The 21,167-nt window shown below is 30.9% G+C and carries 18 protein-coding genes; 7 read left to right on the top strand and 11 right to left on the bottom strand.

Going from position 1 to position 21,167, the window contains the following annotated elements:
- Window positions 1-84: 84 nt before the first annotated feature.
- The 4 genes from ABHQ57_RS02845 to ABHQ57_RS02830 all read right to left on the bottom strand — a co-directional run bounded on the left by ABHQ57_RS02845 (window position 85) and on the right by ABHQ57_RS02830 (window position 4,466).
- Complete coding sequence (locus tag ABHQ57_RS02845) at window positions 85-861, bottom strand: DUF3108 domain-containing protein (RefSeq protein ID WP_073182275.1); 777 nt, start codon at window positions 859-861, stop codon at window positions 85-87.
- A gap of 102 nt (window positions 862-963) precedes the next feature.
- On the bottom strand, window positions 964-1,881 hold the full coding sequence (locus ABHQ57_RS02840; RefSeq protein WP_047787931.1) for a tryptophan 2,3-dioxygenase family protein: 918 nt from the start codon (window positions 1,879-1,881) through the stop codon (window positions 964-966).
- A gap of 190 nt (window positions 1,882-2,071) precedes the next feature.
- Window positions 2,072-3,232: a 4-hydroxyphenylpyruvate dioxygenase gene (gene hppD, locus ABHQ57_RS02835; RefSeq protein ID WP_253679373.1), complete on the bottom strand. Its 1,161-nt coding sequence runs from the start codon at window positions 3,230-3,232 to the stop codon at window positions 2,072-2,074.
- Between the two features lie 76 nt (window positions 3,233-3,308).
- Window positions 3,309-4,466 (bottom strand): homogentisate 1,2-dioxygenase, encoded by a 1,158-nt coding sequence (locus ABHQ57_RS02830; protein WP_047787933.1) that lies wholly within the window; start codon window positions 4,464-4,466, stop codon window positions 3,309-3,311.
- Window positions 4,467-4,825: 359 nt separating this feature from the next.
- Between ABHQ57_RS02830 and ABHQ57_RS02825 the strand changes: the two genes are divergently transcribed.
- The 7 genes from ABHQ57_RS02825 to ABHQ57_RS02795 all read left to right on the top strand — a co-directional run bounded on the left by ABHQ57_RS02825 (window position 4,826) and on the right by ABHQ57_RS02795 (window position 14,256).
- Window positions 4,826-7,174, top strand: a complete 2,349-nt coding sequence (locus ABHQ57_RS02825; protein WP_167712733.1) for a TonB-dependent receptor domain-containing protein — start codon at window positions 4,826-4,828, stop codon at window positions 7,172-7,174.
- A 50-nt stretch (window positions 7,175-7,224) separates the two neighbouring features.
- Window positions 7,225-7,953: a DUF4198 domain-containing protein gene (locus ABHQ57_RS02820; RefSeq protein ID WP_167712731.1), complete on the top strand. Its 729-nt coding sequence runs from the start codon at window positions 7,225-7,227 to the stop codon at window positions 7,951-7,953.
- A gap of 100 nt (window positions 7,954-8,053) precedes the next feature.
- Window positions 8,054-10,459, top strand: coding sequence for a TonB-dependent receptor (locus ABHQ57_RS02815; protein ID WP_167712729.1), 2,406 nt, complete (start codon window positions 8,054-8,056; stop codon window positions 10,457-10,459).
- 88 nt (window positions 10,460-10,547) lie between these two features.
- Window positions 10,548-10,877 carry a hypothetical protein gene (locus tag ABHQ57_RS02810; protein ID WP_047787937.1) on the top strand — a complete coding sequence of 110 codons (330 nt, stop codon included), beginning with the start codon at window positions 10,548-10,550 and terminating at the stop codon, window positions 10,875-10,877.
- Between the two features lies 1 nt (window position 10,878).
- Window positions 10,879-11,181, top strand: coding sequence for a hypothetical protein (locus ABHQ57_RS02805; protein WP_047787938.1), 303 nt, complete (start codon window positions 10,879-10,881; stop codon window positions 11,179-11,181).
- Window positions 11,181-13,244 carry a PepSY domain-containing protein gene (locus ABHQ57_RS02800; protein WP_167712727.1) on the top strand — a complete coding sequence of 688 codons (2,064 nt, stop codon included), beginning with the start codon at window positions 11,181-11,183 and terminating at the stop codon, window positions 13,242-13,244. The genes ABHQ57_RS02805 and ABHQ57_RS02800 overlap by 1 nt, the downstream gene beginning before the upstream one ends.
- A gap of 49 nt (window positions 13,245-13,293) precedes the next feature.
- Entirely contained in the window at window positions 13,294-14,256 is a 963-nt protein-coding gene (locus ABHQ57_RS02795) for an AraC family transcriptional regulator (RefSeq protein WP_167712725.1), read from the top strand.
- A 1-nt stretch (window position 14,257) separates the two neighbouring features.
- Here the strand turns inward: ABHQ57_RS02795 and ABHQ57_RS02790 are convergent, their stop codons facing one another.
- The 7 genes from ABHQ57_RS02790 to ABHQ57_RS02760 are packed head-to-tail and all read right to left on the bottom strand — an operon-like array spanning window position 14,258 to window position 21,165.
- The gene (locus ABHQ57_RS02790; RefSeq protein ID WP_231128369.1) at window positions 14,258-15,088 is read right to left on the bottom strand and encodes a crotonase/enoyl-CoA hydratase family protein; all 831 of its coding nucleotides are present in this window, start codon (window positions 15,086-15,088) and stop codon (window positions 14,258-14,260) included.
- Between the two features lie 12 nt (window positions 15,089-15,100).
- Window positions 15,101-16,030, bottom strand: coding sequence for a sterol desaturase family protein (locus ABHQ57_RS02785; protein WP_196781600.1), 930 nt, complete (start codon window positions 16,028-16,030; stop codon window positions 15,101-15,103).
- A gap of 7 nt (window positions 16,031-16,037) precedes the next feature.
- Entirely contained in the window at window positions 16,038-17,063 is a 1,026-nt protein-coding gene (locus ABHQ57_RS02780; RefSeq protein WP_167712723.1) for an alpha/beta hydrolase, read from the bottom strand.
- A gap of 2 nt (window positions 17,064-17,065) precedes the next feature.
- Complete coding sequence (locus ABHQ57_RS02775) at window positions 17,066-18,175, bottom strand: heparan-alpha-glucosaminide N-acetyltransferase domain-containing protein (RefSeq protein WP_047787941.1); 1,110 nt, start codon at window positions 18,173-18,175, stop codon at window positions 17,066-17,068.
- Between the two features lie 3 nt (window positions 18,176-18,178).
- Window positions 18,179-18,763: a nitroreductase gene (locus tag ABHQ57_RS02770; protein WP_159508839.1), complete on the bottom strand. Its 585-nt coding sequence runs from the start codon at window positions 18,761-18,763 to the stop codon at window positions 18,179-18,181.
- A gap of 1 nt (window position 18,764) precedes the next feature.
- Window positions 18,765-20,585, bottom strand: a complete 1,821-nt coding sequence (locus ABHQ57_RS02765) for an IucA/IucC family siderophore biosynthesis protein (protein ID WP_167712721.1) — start codon at window positions 20,583-20,585, stop codon at window positions 18,765-18,767.
- The gene (locus tag ABHQ57_RS02760; protein ID WP_159611090.1) at window positions 20,575-21,165 is read right to left on the bottom strand and encodes a GNAT family N-acetyltransferase; all 591 of its coding nucleotides are present in this window, start codon (window positions 21,163-21,165) and stop codon (window positions 20,575-20,577) included. The genes ABHQ57_RS02765 and ABHQ57_RS02760 overlap by 11 nt, the downstream gene beginning before the upstream one ends.
- Window positions 21,166-21,167 lie beyond the last annotated feature (2 nt).

The following is a 21,167-nucleotide window of genomic DNA, read 5'->3' as shown; positions in this document are numbered from 1 at the left end:
TTTAAATTTGGGTTTATGCGCAAAAGTACAAATAAATAGTATTTTTTCTCTCACTTTAACAATTCTTAAACAGCTTATATTTTTTTAATCAACAATTATTTCAAAAGGATTTGCTAATCCTTTATAAGCATCTAATTCTGCTCGTAAAGAACCTACGGCTAAAGAGGCTTTCATTTTTATTGGTATTTTATTATCATCTGCCGAAATCCAAATGGTAACACTTTCTTTAGCTTTGAAAACTCTACCTGCTTGTACTAATGGTCTAAATTTTTGTGTTTTAACCTTACCAAATTTTGTTTTTAATGTTTCATAGCCTAAAAAACGTAATTTAAAAGGATAACTTTTATTATCAAAAAACATATCAAGCTTAATTTCATCTCCTTTTCTTAATTTTTTTGTGTTCTGACTTCTTAAAAAATAGAACGTAGAAATCATATCTTGAGGAGACTTAATAGAAATTAACGTATCTTTTTGTTTACGGAAATCCTGTACGTACGCTGTTTTTTTCTTGTGATTAAAGGTTATATGTCGATTTTTTTTATGTCCGCCCTCATCTATTTTTCTTTTGAATAAGTAGGGCTCAACTTTGTCAATTCCAAAGTAACTTTCATATCTATCATCAACTTTAAAGAACCAACTAATAACACCAGTTGTTTTACCTGTTCCTATAGCATGTAGTACTTTTTGGTTATTTAGGTTCTTCTCTTTTAGTTGTAAAACAGCTGTTCCTGCTTTTAAAAAACCACTATAACTCATATCAAACCGAAGCCACTCTCCGCTTTTGTATGCTTTTGGTTGACTTTGTGCAAAAAAACTTTGTGCAACGATTAAAAATGTAAAAAACAATATTCTTTTTCTCATAATGTTCAAACTTATGAAAATTGATAGACAATTACCATTCCAAAAATTAAAAAAACTGTTTAACAGAACATTATGCTTCTTTTATCTTCTTGTTACTAGAATTTAAAAAGTTCCCCAATTTTTTAATTCTTCTTCGCTCCATAAGTATGGAAAGAAAATTCTTCTTTGGTACTTTGGATGTAAATACTTTCTCCAATTACTTCCTCCTGTGGCTTCCAAATCCCCATCAGTTCCTCCTAAATATTTTCCTGCTGCATTGTAATGAGCCATTACCCATTTTACATTTACTGTATAATCGTAGTGACGCATTGCTTTTATTAGTTCTTCATTTGCTTGAACTTCTTCAGGTAATTGTTTGAATTTTTTTGAAAGGTTACAGTCATTATAATCTTCCATAAAATCTATAAATTCACCCATATACTTTTTCTCAAACAAATTTAATAATGTTGTTTTTTGACCCGTTGTATAATTTTTACCTGCTGCTTGCCAATATAAATGATCATAGGCATTTTTAAATGATGAATTTCTATCAATTGTATCTCGATAACGAGCATCTATCAAATTAATAAGATCGGTAGACGCAAATTCAATCTTACGATATTGTGCACTTTGAAAACCACTTGCTGGAGTTAATGTGTTTCTGAATTTTAAGTATTGGTCTACATCCATTCCATCACCCATTACTGTAAACGAACTACATAACATATCAAAATAGCGACTAATGCGCATTAAATGCTTTGAGAATTTATCTGGTGTAATTTCTTCTGCTTTTGCTACTTGGTCAATTTCCCACAAAATCATTTTAAACAACAATTCGTTTACTTGATGATACATAATAAAAACCATTTCATCTGGCAACGTAGTTCTAGGGATTTGCAATCCTAAAAGTGCATCTGTTTGTATATAATCCCAATAGGTTATAGGTTCACTCCAAAGCAATCCTTCTAGCATTGCTTCAACAGGAACCCCTAATTTATCATATTTTTCTTCTATCGCTTTTAATATTTCTTCTTTACTCATTTGTTTGTTCTTTTATTATTACTCTAAATTCTTACTCTTAACATAAAGTAAGTTTTATGAGAAAGGAGATTTTATATTCAAATACCTATTTTGATTCATTATATAAATAATTAAGAAACCAAGAAACAAGGCAATTTATACTGTCTTGAATCTTGGTTTTTAATTTGCTTTATCTTATAAAAATAAGTTTTTACAGAGTTCCTCTTAATTCTTGTTCTCTTTCAATTGATTCGAACAATGCTTTAAAGTTTCCAGCTCCAAAACCACGAGCTCCCATACGCTGAATGATTTCAAAGAATAATGTAGGACGATCTTCTACTGGTTTTGTAAAGATTTGTAATAAGTATCCTTCTTCATCAGCATCAATCATAATTCCTAATGATTTTAGCCTTTCAATATCTTCTCTTAACTCATGGCTAAATTCTTCCAATCTACCAGGAACTGCTTGGTAATATGCTTCTGGCGGAGTTGATAAAAACTCTACTCCTTGAGATTTTAGTTGACTCACAGTTTTTATAATATCATCAGTTGCTACTGCAATATGTTGCACACCTGCTCCTTCATAAAAATCTAAATACTCTTCAATTTGAGAACGCTTTTTCCCTTCGGCTGGCTCGTTAATTGGAAATTTAATTCTTCCGTTTCCGTTAGACATTACCTTACTCATTAAAGCCGAGTATTCTGTATGAATTTGTTTATCATCAAATGATAAGAAGTTTTCAAACCCCATTACATCTTCATACCATTTTACCCAAACATCCATTTGATTCCAACCAACATTACCTACCATGTGGTCGATATATTTTAATCCTGCTGCTGGTGGATTATAATCTGATTCCCATTTTTGGAAACCTGGTAAAAATGTTCCGTTGTAGTTTTTACGCTCAACAAACATATGAACTGTTTCTCCATACGTGTAAATTCCTGCTCTTACAACCTCTCCATGTTCATCTGTTTCAACAGTTGGTTCCATATATGACTTCGCCCCTCTTGAAGTTGTTTCTTCGTATGCTTTTCTTGCATCTTCTACCCAAAGCGCTACTACTTTAACTCCATCACCATGTTTTACAATATGATCATTAATTGGAGATTTACTATTTAATGGTGTTGTTAAAACTAATTTAATTTTATCTTGCTTTAACACATAACTTACTTCTTCTGTAGAACCAGTTTCTAAACCTTTATATGCGTGTGATTGAAAACCAAAAGCTGTTTTATAAAAATGTGCTGCTTGTTTTGCGTTTCCTACATAAAACTCAACATAATCTGTTCCTAAAAGTGGTAAGAAGTCTTGCGCTCCTTCAAATATTTTTTCTAAACCGTAGTTTACTGATTTTATTTCTTTTGACATTTCTCTCTATTTTGAAAATTTGATAATTTGAAAATTGATTTGACACATTTTCAAATTGTCACATTAATATACTCAATTACTCTAGCCAAGATTTATAATAATCTTCATCTGCTATTTTCATAGCTTCTTCAGTTACTTTTAATGGCTTAAAAGTATCAACCATTACCGCTAGTTCTTCAGTTACTTTTTCTCCGATACTTCTTTCTGTGGCTCCTGGATGTGGCCCATGAGGAATACCTGCTGGATGTAAAGAAATATGACCTGCATCTATATCATTTCTACTCATAAAATCTCCATCAACATAATACAATACTTCGTCAGAGTCAATATTACTATGATTGTATGGTGCAGGAATAGCCTCTGGATGATAATCATACAGCCTCGGAACAAAACTACAAATTACAAAAGCATCCGTTTCAAATGTTTGGTGTACTGGTGGCGGTTGGTGTATACGCCCTGTTATTGGTTCAAAATCATGAATTGAAAAAGCATAAGGATAGTTATATCCATCATACCCAACAACATCAAAAGGATGTGTTGCGTATACCATTTCAATAATTTCGTTTTGTTTCTTTACATTGATAATGAAATCTCCTTTTTCGTTATGTGTTTCTAGCTCTTCTGGTCTGCGAATATCACGCTCACAAAATGGCGAGTGCTCTAATAATTGACCAAACCAGTTACGGTATCTTTTTGGGGTGTAAACTGGACGATACGATTCTACAATAAACAACCTGTTGTCTTCTGTATCAAAATCCAATTTATAAATAACTCCGCGAGGAATTACTAAATAGTCTCCATACTTGAAATCTAAGTTCCCAAGCATTGTACGTAATTTCCCTGTCCCTCTATGAATAAAAATTACCTCATCTGCATCCGTATTTTTATAAAAATAGTCTTTAGTAGATTCTTTTGGAGCCGATAAGATGATGTTACAGTCAGAATTGGTAAGTACTACTTTTCTACTTTGTAAGTAATCATTTTCTTGCGGAACTTGAAAACCTCTAAAACGATACGATTGGATATTATTTTCTTTTGCTACTTTCGGAGCAATAGAGTATTGCTTACGAATTTCTTTAACCATTGTTGGTCTATATTCATGATAACTATTGGTTGACATTCCGTCAAAACCAATTGTACCAAATAATTGTTCGTAATATAAACTTCCGTCTTCTTTACGAAACTGGATATGTCGCTTATGTGGAATTTTTCCTAATTTATGATAAAAAGGCATCTTTAATTAATTTGATTATTCAACAATTTGTTAATTATATAATTAACTCTCTTTCTTTATTTAGCCTATCATTTATATTAATAGTAGCTAAACTTCAAAACCAAACAACAATAGCTATTCCGGGTTCCTTTTTATCATGAACTTTAAATGCGCTAAAAGGTCTTTCCAATGCATTTTAAATAGGTTTTTAGTTGTGCTTTACAAATATACCAAAATTAAAAAGATGTTGATATCTCATTAAATTTCAAAATTTTAGATTTTTTTATTTAAAATTAATCTAAATAAGTTTTGACGTTAAGTTTTGTTAAAATACTTTTGCTTCATAAAATAACTTTATTAAATCTAAATAATAATAAAAAATGAAAAAAATCATACCCATATTGTTGGTATTGTTTTTATTTATTACAACATCAATAGTCGCTCAAAACAGCTCTGTTAAGGGTGTTATTGTATCAGAAAACAATAACTCCCTCTCTTCTGTGAATATAACTTTAAGTTCTACAAATCATGGAATTATTAGTAATGAAAAAGGAGAGTTTGAGTTTAAAAGCTTAAAAAAAGGTAAGTATGTAATTAATTTATCAATGGTTGGTTTTGAGAAAAAATCAATTACAGTAAGACTTAAAAATAATGAATCTAAAAATCTTGGTAGGATTCTTCTTAAAGAAGCTATCGATGAGTTAGACGAAATCACCATTAATGGAGTAAAAAACAGATACGCTAAGAAGAAGGTCTCTAATTCTTTACGCTTACAAACACCTATTAAACAACTACCTCAAAACATTCAGGTAGTTGGCTCAGAGGTTTTACAAGATCAACTTGTTACAAATATGCTCGAAGGAGCTTTTAGGAATGTAAGTGGGGTTAGTAACATAGAACATTGGGGGAATTTCGCACGTATTAACATGCGTGGGTTTAGATTACCAGCTTTTAGGAATGGTGTAAATATTCAAGACTCTTGGGGGCCTTTGTCTGAAGATACTTTTATGATAGATCGTATAGAATTTGTCAAGGGACCTTCAGGCTTTATGATGGCTGCGGGTGAACCTGGTGGTTTTTATAATGTGGTTACAAAAAAACCTACCGAAGAAAAAATAGGGTCTATAAACTTAATGGCAGGCAGTTTTGATACATATCGAGCTGCGGCAGATTTTGGTGGATCTTTAACAAGTGATAAGCGTTTACTAGCTCGTTTGAACGTTTTATATCAAAACACTGGAAGTCATAGAAAGTTTGAGGATAGTGAACGTATTGGTGTTGCTCCTTCATTATCATATAAAATAAGTGATAAAACAGACTTCTTAACTGAGTTTTCTTTTCAAAAACTAAACACTCTTTTAGGAGCTGCTTATATTTTTGCTCCTTTAGATAAAGGATTTGGGAGTCTTCCTAAGAACTTTTCTATGGTTGACAGTAATTTTCCTGATACTGATATTAAAGAAGTTAGTTTATTAAACCAACTAACACATCGCTTTAATAATAACTGGTCAGTAGAAGCAAAATATGTTACTATGTTGTATACTCAACAAGGAGCTTCTGCTTGGTTAAATAGTATGCAAAATAATGGTGATGCTATTAGAAGTGTAAGTATTTGGGATGCTATTTCTGAAAGTGAATATTTTCAATTATATGCTAACGGAAAGTTTAATACCGGAGCAGTAACCCATAAAGTTATGGGAGGGTTTGATTATACGGATAAAGAGTATTTTGCTGATTTTTATCAAGGTGGTGCAGTAGACACTCCTACAAACCCTTTTAATATATACAATCCAACTTACGGAGATCGTATTTTTCCTGTATTTGATAGAAGTACACCTTTAAAAGACCGTACACCTTCTTACTCTTATGGAACAAAAATAAACTCTATATATGCTCAAGACGAAATAGGATTTTTAGAGAATAAAATACGTTTAACATTAGCGGGTAGATACACTCAGTTAACTCCTAAAGGAGATATTACAACTAAAAAATTTACTCCTAGAATTGGTTTGAGTGCTGATATAACTCCACAAATTACCGCTTATGGATTATATGACCAATCATTCTTAGCAAATGATGCTATTGATAATGCAGGAAAGAGGTTTGACCCTATTGAAGGAACTATTTACGAAGCTGGTTTAAAAACCAATTGGTTAAATGGTAAAATAAACGCTTCTTTAAGTGCTTACATTATTAATAAGAATAACATTACTACTAGCGATCCTACCGACCCTACTCGTCAGTTTAGTATTTTACTTGGTGAGGTTGAATCAAAAGGTTTTGAGTTTGATATGCAAGCGCACATTACAAGTGAATTAGACTTATTATTAAATTACGCTAACACAGATGTGAAAATCGCAAAATCAAACATATCAAACGCAGTAGGAACTCGAATTGCAGGACACGCTAAACATATTACCAATGGTTGGTTAAACTATAATTTTAATCAAAATTCTGCCTTAAAAGGCTTTGGAATTTCTTTAGGATATCAATACTTAGTAGATAGAACTTCATGGACAATAGGGGCCAATAATAAGGCAGAACTTCCTGACTATTTTAGAATGGATGGTGGAGTGCATTGGAAAAATAATAAACTTCGTATTGCTTTAAATATTAATAATATTTTAAATAAACATTTATATTCTGGCACCAAAAACGATAAATTTCTTTATTGGCAATCTGAACCAGGAATCAATGGTAGGATTTCTATTACCTATAACTTATTCTAACAACCCAAAAACCACCTAAAATTTAGGTGGTTTTTATAAATTATTAAAAAATGAAAAAATCAATTCTTACTTTATTATTCTTAGCTGTATTTAGCAATTCTTTTGCTCATTATATTTGGATTGAAACTAGCTCTACAGGAACATTAAACAACGAACACGAAGTAAAAGTTCGTTTTGGAGAGTTTTCGGAAGGTGTAATTGAAAAAGTAGGCGGAGAAAACTATAACAATGTAAAAAACTTTACTATTTGGTTAATCGCTCCTGATGGAACTAAAACAACTTTACAAACAATAGCTAAAGACGATTATTATAGTACCTCTTTCGTTCCTAAACAAAAAGGAACATATACCATTGCACTTGACAATAAAAATATAAAAGTGTTTGATTTTACAAAATACGATTACACAACCTTTAAACCCGAATATCATGCTAAAGCTAGAGTTGTCGTAGGTACATCAATAACAGAATTAAAAAGTACAAACCCAGATGGAATTGAAATTATTGATATTACTCCAAAACACCATACAAATGCTGATGAAGTTATCTTGAAAGTATTGTACAAAGGCACTGCCCTTAAAAAAGGAGAAATTACTTTATTCACTCAAGGAAAATGGTCGGTAAAAGAAAAAACCAATGAAAAAGGATTAGTAACATTTAAACTACCTAAAAAGACTACTTATACCTTAGAAGCTACACATGAAGAAAAGACACCTGGTACGTACAACAATGTTAACTATAACATTATTTGGCATTGTGCGACTTATTGTATAAAAAACTAGTATTAAAATTTATTTAAAATAATTCTAAATAAATTTTGGTGTTAATTTTTCTTAAAATACATTTGCTTAATTATATTTATTAAATCTAAATAAGAAAAAAATGAAGGGCTTATTAACTACCATTCTATTATTTTTAGTAATGGTAAACACAGTAGCACAAGAGGGAAATATTAGTGGTACTGTACTAGACAACAACAATGAACCTTTGGTAGGGGTTAATATTATTGTTAAAGGGACAAAAAATGGAGTACAAACTGACATTGATGGTAACTTTACATTATCTAATACAAAGGGAGAATTAACATTAATAGTGTCTTATGTTGGCTTTAAAACGAAAAACATAAGTACTAATAGTGGTACAAAAAACTTAGTAATTACCTTATATGAGGGTAACGAGATACTTAATGAAGTTACTATTGACACTCATAGAAAAAATAAATTCTCAAGAAAGAAAACAGCTTATGTAGCTAAATTACCTTTGAAAAATATTGAAAATGCTCAGGTATATAGTACAGTTACCAATCAACTACTAGTATCACAGTCTGTTACTAGTTTTGAAGAAGCTTTAAAAAATACAACAGGTGTTGAAAAATTATGGTCATCTACTGGTAGAGGTGGTGATGGAGCAGGTTTTTACTCTATCCGCGGTTTTTCTGTTCAACCACAATTAGTAAACGGTGTTCCTGGAATTACAAATGGGTTTATAAACCCAGACAATGTTGAAAGAATTGAAGTTGTAAAGGGGCCTTCTGCTACCTTATACGGGAGTACTGTAACATCTTACGGTGGTTTAATTAATATTGTCACTAAAAAACCATACAAAGGAACAGGAGGAAATATTACCGTTGGTGGAGGTTCTTTCGGGTTTAAAAAACTAACAGTAGATCTTAACACAAACTTAGAAGATAATGAAAACATTTCATTACGATTAAACGCTGGATATCAAACACAAGATAGCTTTCAAGATGCTGGGTTTAGAAAAGCATTATTTTTAGCCCCATCTGTTTCTTACAAAGTAAATAATAGGTTAACTTTAAACTTTAATTATGAACTTTCTTCAACAGATCAAACAAATCAAGCTTTCTTATTTTTAAACAGGTCAGCCCCGCTTACCTATAAAAATTTAGAAGAATTAAACTACGATAGAAATAAATCATTTACAAATAATGATATCTCTATTAAAAATCCAACGCAAAACTACAGAGGGGAAATAGCTTATAAAATTACTGACAATTGGTCTTCTCAAACAATTATAGCTGGCGGTAATGCTAAATCTAAAGGATACTATACATATTTGTACAATGTTCAAAATGATTTGTTTGGAACGTATGCTATAAAATCAGATGCAGAAACAAATACACTTACATTACAACAAAACTTTACTGGTGATTTTAAATTAGGTTCTTTAAGAAACAGGTTAGTTATTGGTGTCGATTATTTAGACTCTCAAGTTTTAGACAATAGTACAGATCCAAAAGGGATTAATGTTGTAAACCCTCAAGGGCAATTAATTCCTGTACCACCTGCTTTTGGTTTTCCTAATTTACCAACTACAAGAGCAAATATTGATACTGTTTTAGCCAACTCTTCAAGAGCTAATTCTGATATCAATCAAAATATTCTTAGCGGTTATATTTCTGATGTTATAAACATTTTACCAGAACTATCGGTAATGGCAGGGGTTCGTTATGATAGATTTAATTATAAAGGTGATGCAAACGACCCAAGTGACGATGAAAAAGAATATACTAAGTCTACTTTTTCTCCTAAATTCGGAATTGTTTACCAACCAATTTTAGATCAACTATCTGTTTTTGCTAATTATCAAAATGGTTTTTCTTATGTAAATCCAGAAAGAGTTCCAGTTGACATAGCCAACCCTGACGGAGATTCTAAGTTACAATCTTATGATTTAGAACAAGCAAACCAATTAGAATTTGGTATAAAAACAAATTTATTTAATAATAAACTGGAAACTACTTTAAGTTATTATGACATAACAGTTAAAGATAAAGTTATGGGTTTCGGTGCTAATAAACAACAAGACGCTACTGTTAAAAGTAAAGGTTTTGAGCTAGAAATGAATGCTAACCCTGTTGACGGATTAAACTTACGTGGTGGTATTAGCTATAATGATGCTAAAGTAACAAAATCAAAATCTAGACCTGATTTAGTTGATAAACGTTTAGCTGAAGCAGGCCCTGAAACTTCTTATAATTTTTGGGCTGATTATAAATTCCAAGAAGGAGCTATTAAAAATGTAGGATTAGGTTTTGGGTTAAACGGTGCAAGTAAATATAATACTATGGTAGGTTATCCTGCTGCAGGTGATTTTTACCTGCCTGCCTATACTATTTTTAATGCCTCAATTTATTATGAAGTTGATAAATTTAGAATTAGTGTAAAAGGAAATAATTTAGCAAACGAAGAATATTATACAGGATGGAGTACCATTACTCCTCAAAATCCAAGAGCCTTTCTAGGAACTATAAGTTATAAGTTTTAAATATGAATATCTATTTGAATTATTAAATGTTGCAAACACAAAACTCTGAACTTTTATGTTCAGGGTTTTGTTATTTCATTGAACTACTATGAAAACAGTTACTCTTTTCCTTATTTTCATCGGATGTTATGCCTTATACAGCACTTCTGAAAAAGCATTGTTAATTAAGAACACCCGCTTACAAAAATGGTTTCATAATAATAAACGTAATACCAAGATAATTGGAACAATTACATTATTGATAAGTTTGCTCTTATCAATAACCTTTTTTGGTCTTTCTGCTGGAATTATTACATGGATTGTAGCTGCCTCTTTGTTTTTAAGCCTTATCGTACTCATCACTCCATTAAGAGTGATAAACTACGCTTTTCTAACTGCTTTATTTATGTTAACTTTTTTAATAGAACTCATTTTTTAATATGCCTGCTAATTCCAAATATTTAAACCAATCCCCTTGGCAACAATTTGCAAAAATATCTGCAGGTCTCATTGGTGGATACGTAATAAGTGCCTTACTACATATGTGCTTAGTTTTATGGCTACCAAACCCAAAAGGAATACTAATCACATCTATCTACACCATTTTTATTGTTTGGGGTGCTTTACTAATTGTTCCTTACCTATTTAAAAATGGATGGAAAGCTTGGGTTATATATCTCATAATTTCAATAATCTTATATGTAATTTATTATTTAGGAAACCAACAAAATCCGTTTATATAATGAGTAATAGAAATTACAATGTGTTCTTTAACACACATACAGTTAGCGGTATTGTTATAAGTGTAGCTTTGTATATTATCTTTTTTACAGGCGCATTTGCCCTTTTTAAAGATGAAATTGCTTCTTGGGAAGAAGGTAAGCACTCAAAAAATATTGCTCGAGAACATATAGATTATGATTTTTTATTAAAAAAACTCTCTAAAAATTATCATTTAACTAGTAGAGATATTCGTTTTTATTTAGGAGATAAAAACGATGAAATATATGTATTAACTTATCCTGCAAAAGACACAGTAAATATCCCTAATGAGGCTAAGTATCAAAATTATCAAGCAATAAATATTCATACTGGAGAAACTGCTTCTTATGTAGAAAAATATAGCTTAGGAGAGTTTTTATATCGTCTACATTTCTTTACTCAAATACCTACTATTGGAATTTACCTCGCTGGTTTTATTTCTTTATTCTTTTTGTTTGCTATTGTTACCGGAGTCATCGTTCACTGGAAAAAAATAATTTCAAACTTTTATCAGTTCAATCCCAAAATTGCTTTAAAAAGAGTGTGGACAGATGCACACACTGCATTAGGTATTATTGGACTTCCCTTTCAGTTTATGTATGCTGTTACTGCAACTTATTTTTGTCTTAGTCTTTTTGTTTTACTTCCTGCTAATTTTTTATACGGTGGTGATCAAACAAAATTAATGAATGATTTACGTCCCGACCGCAAAACTTATGAATGGGCTGCTGAAACTAACAAAACGCTTCCTAGTGTAAATGAATTTGTAAAAGAAAACACCAACCGATGGTCTCATTTTAACCCTACCTATGTTTTAATTAAAAATTATGGAGGTACCAACATGAAATACTTTCTTATTGGAGAGTTGGATCATAAAGAACGTTTTTTAAGTTCGGGAATGGCAATTTATGATTTAGAAACCAATAAAACTTCAGTAATAAGAAACCCCAATGAAAGTAAATATACCGACGATGTGCAGCTTTCTTTAGGGCGTCTTCATTATGGAGACTTTGGAGGAATTGCTGTAAAAGTTATTTATTTTGTATTAGCTCTTATTACATGCTTTGTTATTATAACTGGTGTGTTGATTTGGATTGAAGCTCGTAATAAGAAAAGTATGACCTTAAAACAACGTTTATATACTGCGAAAATAGGGCACATTTATCTTGCTATTTGCTTGTCTTTGTATCCTGTAACAGCCTTATTTTTCTTGATTGTTAAGCTACTACCCGAAGCATATCAAACTCAAAAAATGAGTATTTTATACACTTGGTTTTTTGTTGTTTGGTTATTAGCAACCCTCTTTTTTAGATTTAAACGAGATAATTATTTCACAAATAAAACTACTTTGTTAGCAGGCGCTATCCTTGGATTTTTAATTCCTATTGTTAATGGTGTTGTTTCTAACAACTGGGTTTGGAACACCTACAAAGCTAAGCAGTTTGACATTCTTACAGTTGATTTATTATGGATAGCCATCTCAATTACTGCATTATTTATATACCTTAAAATTAAACCTGAAGTAAAGACTAAAAGTGCTTTTACAAAACATCCTATAGATTATAAAAACCGTAAAAAACTGTTAGCTGAGGAGGCTAAAAAAACGGCTCAAACTACAGAAAAAAATAAATTATTAAAAGATAAAAACCACATACCGATGAGAACAAAAATTAGTATCCTTTGGATATTTTTAGCAATTGGCTGGATAGTTCACCATATATATGGGCTATTCAATATATACTACAATGAAACTTTAGTAATGGAGGGTGCAACAGGTGAAGCTCCTATTGTACATCACTTATATCGTATTTTATTTGAAGGAATGTGCTTACTTTTTGGTTTGCTAACTATTGAGCTTTCTAAAAAATGGTTCAAGATAACTTCACTGGTTTGGGCGAGTATTGCCGGTTTATATAATGTGTACCATTTCTTTGAAGCTATTCTTCATGAAGCTAATAATATATCTGAGATATTTATGCTTCTTTTGGTAGCAATAGCTAGTATATTTTTAATTATTAATATTTATAAGTGGATTAAAGATTAATTCCTTCTTAGTATAGGCTCATTCCCCATTTCCTATATCCCCCGTATTTATGGAAATAGTTACTGCCAACAATAAAAAGTCACAGTTAAAAAAATTTCTGTGCCTTAAAATAAAAAGTATGGACTGTGGTATAAAAACTTCAGTCTATACTATTAATTCTCTTTATGGTAAAGGGACGATAATAAGTTATTATTTTGATGGCTTATTAATCAATTTGATTAACGCTAAACTCAAAGAAGATTTTCTTTTTATCTCTAGCAACAATAGTAATAGTTTTAATACTTTAGAACTTTCTGTTTTAATAGATGGGGAAAAAATTATTCGTTTTTCCAATCTAGAAAATGATCTTATTATCGAAAAAAGTGAAAGTTATTTATTACATGATAATGGTGATGATAAAATTGTTTTTTACAGAAATAAGCATATAAATGAAGTTAAAATTAAGATGCATGATTCATTTATTAAAAAACATAAAATGCAAGCACTTTTTTCTAGTAACAAAGTTTCTAACTTAAGTACTACACAGCAGCTAACTTCAAATATGGAAAGAATAGTTAATGATATGCTCACTAACTCGCAAAAAGGATTGTTAAAACGTCTTTTTTTAGAATCAAAAGTATTAGAATTAACACATCTACAACTAAACATTCATTCTAAGAAAGGAAATAGTTCTAATGAAAAAGTTCTTAAAAAAATATATAAAGTAGAAGCTATACTCCAAACCAATATTCATGAGCAAATATCAATTCAGCAACTTGCTCGTAAAGTACTATTGAATCAAAATGTTTTAAAAAATGAATTTAAGAAATTGTTTGGTGAAACTATTTTTAATTACACCAAAAATTTAAGAATGAATAAGGCAAAAGACTTATTAGCTTATACTCAAAAACCTATTTATGAAATAGCTGACATAGTTGGATATAAAAACCCTACACATTTTACAGCTGCTTTTAAAAAATTTGAAAAAACAACCCCAAAAGAATTTCGGAAAAATTATACTTACAAATCCTAAATTAGGGTTTTAACTCATACTTTAACTTTCTTAATTGTGCATTTATAACTAATTCCATTCTACGTAAACTCTTACTTTCTAAATTCAAACAAGCATCTACCCACATCGCAGTAATGTCTTTCAACTCTTTCTTTTGTAAAGGAAAAACTCTTTTTATACATTTATAGTGATTGTATTGAAAGCTAAAGTTTGATTTTTCCATATAATTTATAACCGATGATATTCCCGTTTCTTCATTAAAAACACAATCTACCAAACCCATTTCTTCTAATTCTTCGGCCTTGTATATGTTTCCTGTGTATAACACTTTAAGAGCTGCTTTTATATTTAATTTTCTACATAAAAAACTATAAGCTCCCATACCTGGAAAAAGATGAAACTTGTTTTCTGGTAAACAAAATTTAGCTGACTTAAGAGATAGTATAATATCATGTGCCATTACACATTCAAAACCTCCTCCGTAAGCATTTCCCTCAACCAAAGCAATACTTAGTACGGGCAGCCCAAAAGTATTATATATGTTGTAAATAGCGTCTATACATAAATTAGCGTATTCTGATAATGCTTCTTTATTTTCAGATTTGATGTTTTTTAAAAAATAGGGTAAATCTCCTCCTAAATTATATACCTCTTTATGTGTAGATGCCGATACAATATATTTTAATGGATACACCTTGTCTGCAAACATCATTTTTAAGTCTTTAGCAAAGTCTTTAAACTCCCATAATATTTCTGGTGAAAAATTAGGAACTCCTTTTGACTTAATACTCCAAACAATCATCTCATGTTCTGGATAATAGTCTACTTTAAAATTTTCATATTGCTTTATCATCCTTTTTTATTTTTAGCGTGTACTTAATGAGTTCTTTTTAATCCTAAATTTCCATGCTTCGTCTCTATATTCTTTTGCTTTTTTTCCTCCATCAATGTGATTCCAGCCTGGGGGCATAAAAAGGTATTTTACTTTATCTAGTAAGGTAGGAGCTTTTTTTATATCCAACCATAATTCTTTCCATAGTAAAAACTGCACATGCCATAAGTTCTCACTATTAAGTTTCTCATGCATGATTCCGTAGACTATTTTTTCATTATCCAATTCTTTTTGAAACGTTTTAAATAAACGATCCCAAATACTAAAGGTTTCACCATAATTTCTATCTAAATAAATATGATTTTTTGCATGATGTACTCTATGGACTGAAGGTGTTATTAATAGTTTATCTAACCATTTTTGCTTTCCTATAACTTTTTCATTTACATGTGTTAGTGTTGCATAAAGGCGTGCAATGGGTTCAATTACAAAAATCATTAATGGGTGAAAACCTAATATTGGAAGCCATATAAAGTTGAACGGAGTGAAAAACACATCAAAAATTGATCCTCTAGCAACCACGGTTAAATTCATTTCTTCAGCCGTATGGTGTACTCCATGAATACACCATAAAACTCGAACTTTATGTCCTAAAAAATGAATAAAAAACACTGTAAAATCATACAACAAATATGCGACAATCCATATATACCATTGAAAACCTAGAGTAAAAATTCTGTTTTCATATAACCAAAACATAGTGCCAACAATAAATATTTTTGATAATAAGAAGTAAGGAATACTTTGTATTAGATACGAAACAATACTTACGACTCCTTCTTTATTTTTTTCAACATAACTTGTTACAATTAGTATTCCCCATTCAACAAGCATTAAAACGAGTACTATTAGACTCATATGTTCTAGTTTTCCTGCAAGTATTTCTATAGATGATAAATTCATATTTAAACTATTTCTTAGAAAAACTCTTTTTTAAAAACGTAGCTATTTGTGCTACTGCTGCCTTTGATGCTACTGTTTCTCGCAAGGAGTTCAGTACAATAAAATCATGTATTGTTCCCCCATATCTAGTTGAAACTACTGGTACACCTGCCATTCTTAATTTTCTTGCATAGGCTTCTCCTTCGTCTCTTAAAACATCATATTCTGCAGTTATTAAAAGTGTTTTAGGTAAGTTTTTAAGCTCTTCTAAAGTTGCTTTTAACGGAGCTACTGTTGCTAATGAGTATAATTTTTTTTCTGGTACGTAAACATTCCAAAACCATTTCATTGTTGCTCTCGTTAAATAATGCCCTTTTGAGAATTGTTCATACGATTTCGTATTTAAATTGGTATCCGTAACTGGGTACAATAATAGTTGTCCTAGCAACTTAGGAGTTCCTTTTTGTTTTGCCATCATAGCTACAACTGTTGCCATATTTCCTCCCACACTATCTCCACCAACAATAATTCTATTTGTATCTAACCCATATTGTTTTCCATATTTTGAAATGAACAAAGTTGCCGCATATCCTTCTTCATTTGCTATGGGGTATTTAACCTCTGGTGCTCTTGAATACTCTACAAAAACAATTGCTACATTTGCTTTTAAAGCTAAGTCTCGCATTAATCGTTTATGCGTTTTAAAACTATTAAACACCCATCCACCTCCATGAAAATAAAGTAATACAGGTAATAATTTTTTTGTTTTTTTTGGCTTTACAATTACTGTATTTACTTGTTTATCTTGTTCTTTAAAAGAAACCTTAGTAAAGGTTACTTTATCGTAGGTTAATGTGGAATCTTTTTGCATGTTTTCCATGGCATTCCTTCCTATCTCTAAAGGTAATTCCTGCAACGGTGGACCTTGATAAGAATGAATAACTTCTAAAAATTCCTGAACATATAAATCTAAGCCATCGCTTCCTGCTAAGTTTACTTGTGTATACGTTTTTACTCCTATAAACAAGCTTAGTATCATAACTATTTTTTTCATAACTATGTAATTGCTTGTTTTACTCTTTTTGTAGATGAAGATTGTTTTTGCTTTGCTATTAGTTTAATTGCTCTTTTCTTTGTCCAAAGAACACCAAATGTTAGCAATGTAATTCCTATAATAATTGCTAATAGTTTTAACTGACTTGTTTGTGATGAATATCCAAAAAACAATACTCCCCAGTATATAAGTACCCACTGTACTAAATAAAATGTTGTTACATTTTTACTTGAGTAATAAATTACATCGTACAGTTTATTGTGTGGAATACAGGTTACTAATATATGCCCAAACCAAACTAAAAATAAATTCACTCCAATAAAAGCTATGGTTCCTCCTGGCCCTAAATGATAGTAATCACCAAAATGATATTCATAATTATAATAGCATAATACTACACCTATACACATAAATAAAACACCTGAAACTAGCATTCTTTTATATGTTAAAACAATATTATTATTACTTTCTTGATACCACATTCCAAAGAATAATCCTATTAAAATAAACGACATCCATGGAAATACAGGAAAGTAAACATTGTAGGTTTTTCCCCATAATAAATCACATATATAATCTACCCCAACAATGTTAGGTTTATAACCACTTAATTCTCCTGTGAAAAAAACAATAAGTAATGCTAAGGTTAAAGCTGCATACTTGTTTTTAATAAACTTGATTATAACTCCCATTATAATCAAGGAAATCCCAGCTAACTGCAAGATATCTCCCAATAAAATAAAAAACAGATAATTATATGAATCTCCTAGAGTTAGCCCATTACCTTCTATAAAAGCTCTAGGGAATCCTCCAAATAACAACATGGGTACTGCAAATCTTAAAATATTAAGTAAATACCCTTTTGCTAAAATGTTTATTCCTCTTTTAAAGATTTTAAACATGCTTAACTTACTTGAAAACACAAAAGAAAACCCCATCACGACTAAAAACATAGGAGTTCCTTTTTCTAATACTTGAGCTACCTTCCCTAAAAAAGAATTGTTCCAAGTATCCATTGTCGAATATATAATCATGGAATGAACAGGTATCATAGATAAAACACTAATTCCTCTTGCCATATCTATGGCTAATACTCTCTTTTTTTGTTCCATTTTTTATTCTTTAAAATGCCAGCTTAATTTTTTAGATAGTGGCTTTCGTTTTCTATTTACTTTAGGAAGATTTTCTTTTACATGTCCTATAAAAAAAACACCTAAAAATTGTTCATTTTCTTCTAAACTAATTTCTTTTTCACCATACTTTATAGTTGCTATACTGGTATCCCAATAGCTTCCTAAATTTAGACTTGTACAGCTTAACCACATGTTTTGTACTGCGCTTGAAATAGCTGCAATTTCTTCCCATTCCGGGAGTTGTGCTCTTTTACTAGGTTTAAAAATCACTCCTATCATGCTGGCTTTACTGGCATACCTTTTTGTTTCTTTATAACGTTCGTTAGAAAATTCTTCTTCTGAATATATTTTTCGATAATAATTAGCCATAAACTCACCTAATGCTTCTCTATGTTTTCCTTCTAACACTACAAACCTCCAGGGTTGGGTTAATTTATGAGTTGGTGCCCATAGCGCATTGGTTACAATTGCTTCAATCGTTTCCTTCTCTATTTTTCTATCCGAAAAATCATACGCGTAGGTGGTTTTTCGTTCTTGTATAATTTTAGTTATCTGTTTAAAACTCATATTAAATACTTTCTAAAGATTGTACCGTTTTTACTGTTTCTTTTTTAAACCTTGCAAGTGGGTTTTTTAATACTCCTTCTAACTTTAGACTTTCTATCGGATTAGCTAAACTGAGCATTTGCTTGGTATTACTTAACTGCAACCTGTTCAAACAACAGCGATCAAATTCTTTAACAAATAAATCGTATTGCTTATATTTTTCTGAAAACTCAGGATGTTGTTCTTGATATTCATACACACAATCTGCCACTAATTGCCAAAAATTATCCTCTGAAAAACTTGAATAACAATCTAACTGTTGAGCCATAAAACGGAAGAAGCAATCAAACACATCAGTAAAAATTGAAAGCACTTTCATTTTATCTGAAGTCTTAACAAACAGTCTTTTAGCATGCTCAGGTAAGTACATTGTTTCGTTAAAAACAATAACCTCTTCTGTAATATCTTTCATTAACACATGTACTGGTGTATTTTCTTCTAGCACTAGAATTAGGTTTTCTCCATGTGGCATAAACACAAATTCGTACTTATAAAAACAGTGTAATAAAGGTACTAAATAGGCTTTTAAATAACGTTGAATCCAGGTAGTTGTGTTATAAGGTGAAGTTTCTATTAAAGCCGTTAACAATGATTTGTCTTGGTAATCTATATGCAATAAAGCAGCCATCGTAAACACGCGTTGATTAGAGCTTATTTTTGTAAACGGACTCTCACGCCACAAAGCTGATAACATTTTGTTATGCGGATTCGTTTTTCCTAAAGTTTCATAATAATGATTGTGATACCCCACTGTTGCCACTTCTCCTAACATGGTAAACCCATTGTTTTGTAGGTAAATGTCATCTGCTAACAAATCTGTTATCCATTGAGTAATATGCGGCGTACTTTGCATGTAATATGGAGAAAGTCCACGCATAAAGCCCATGTTTAAAATAGACAGAGCTGTTTTTGTGTATAACTTTTCTGGATGTGACGCATTAAAAAGTGTTCTAATAGATTGCTGCGCAGAGAATTCATCATCACTTTCTCCTACTAAGATGATATTTTTTTGAGCAATATCTGCTCCAAAAACAGCTACAATTTTGTTTTTCCATTGCCATGGATGCACAGGCATAAAAATGTAATTTTCAGTAGCTACATTTTGCTTCTTTACAACTTCTTTAAATGATGCTAATTTTTCTTTTCCTAATTCGCTCTCTAAAAGTTTTTCATACTCATAATTTTTAACAGCCGTGTAGGTAGCATATTTTTTATGAGCTGCTATCCATAAAAGTTTAAACGATTGATTACTTTCTGGTGCATATTTTTGATAATCTTTAATATTGAACCCTATTCTCCCATTGTTCGCTACAAAACAGGGGTGACCTTCAGTCATCGCGTGTTCAATTTCTTGAAAGGTTTTTTCAGCTAATTCATTAGCTGAAAATTTCTCATTAACATACTTATATGCTGCTCCTGAAAGTGTACTTGTTATTTCCTCTAAATAAGTTGCTAAAAACTCATCAGGAATACCAAGAGTATTTTGAAACTCTGTTATAAAATGTAGTGCATCTAAATAAACTTCATTCGATATATTATTTTTTTTAATAATGCTTTTTTCATCAACCAACCAATGATCGAGAGCATACTTTTTTGCTTTAAATTGATACGTGAACTCATTATTATCTGAGGTAATCAGGTATATACAGCCATCTGTTTCTTCTAAAATAAACTCAGGAGTTAAAATAAGCTCATGTGAAAATTCACTGATTGCTTTTTTTATTAATTGACGATTTACAAAACTCCATACCTTTGGTTGTAAATGGGCTATATTATTTGTCATGTTGTTCTAGTTTAATTAAAGCTGATTGATACGTCTCTCTTGTACAAAAAGCTAAGGCTGCTTTTTTATGAGGTAACTCAATTTCTTTTTGGTATTTAAAACCAGCTTTTTTATTTAGCGTATGAATTTTTTCGTTATTCACATCGGGTTCTACAACAATTCTTTCCACTTGTGGTAAACTGAAAAAATAATCGATAATAGTTGAAAACACATGCCATGTAAACTGTGGTATTCTTTTTTCTACAGGCGCTACTAAAACATGCATACCATAATCATTTTCTTGTACATCGTAATAGTCTGCTATGTTATCTTTTGAAGCTTTGTAACGCTCCATTAAAAACACTGGGGTACTCCCTATCATTCCTACATAACTATAATGATGCGGATTATTTTCTATTTCTTGGTATTCAGCATGTACTTCTTCTACAGACTTATTTAACATTCCCCAGTATTTTGCATAGGGTTGAGTTACCCAACGATGTAACATTGGTGTATCTGTTTCTAATTGAAATGGACGAATGTTGATTACCCCCAATCCAATAATTTCTTTACTAAATATTTTTTGATACGTTTGAACCATAA

It is taken from the genome of Tenacibaculum sp. ZH5_bin.1 (assembly GCF_042865525.1).
Lineage (GTDB): Bacteria > Bacteroidota > Bacteroidia > Flavobacteriales > Flavobacteriaceae > Polaribacter > Polaribacter mesophilus.
This window is presented reverse-complemented; position numbering and strand designations above follow the sequence as displayed.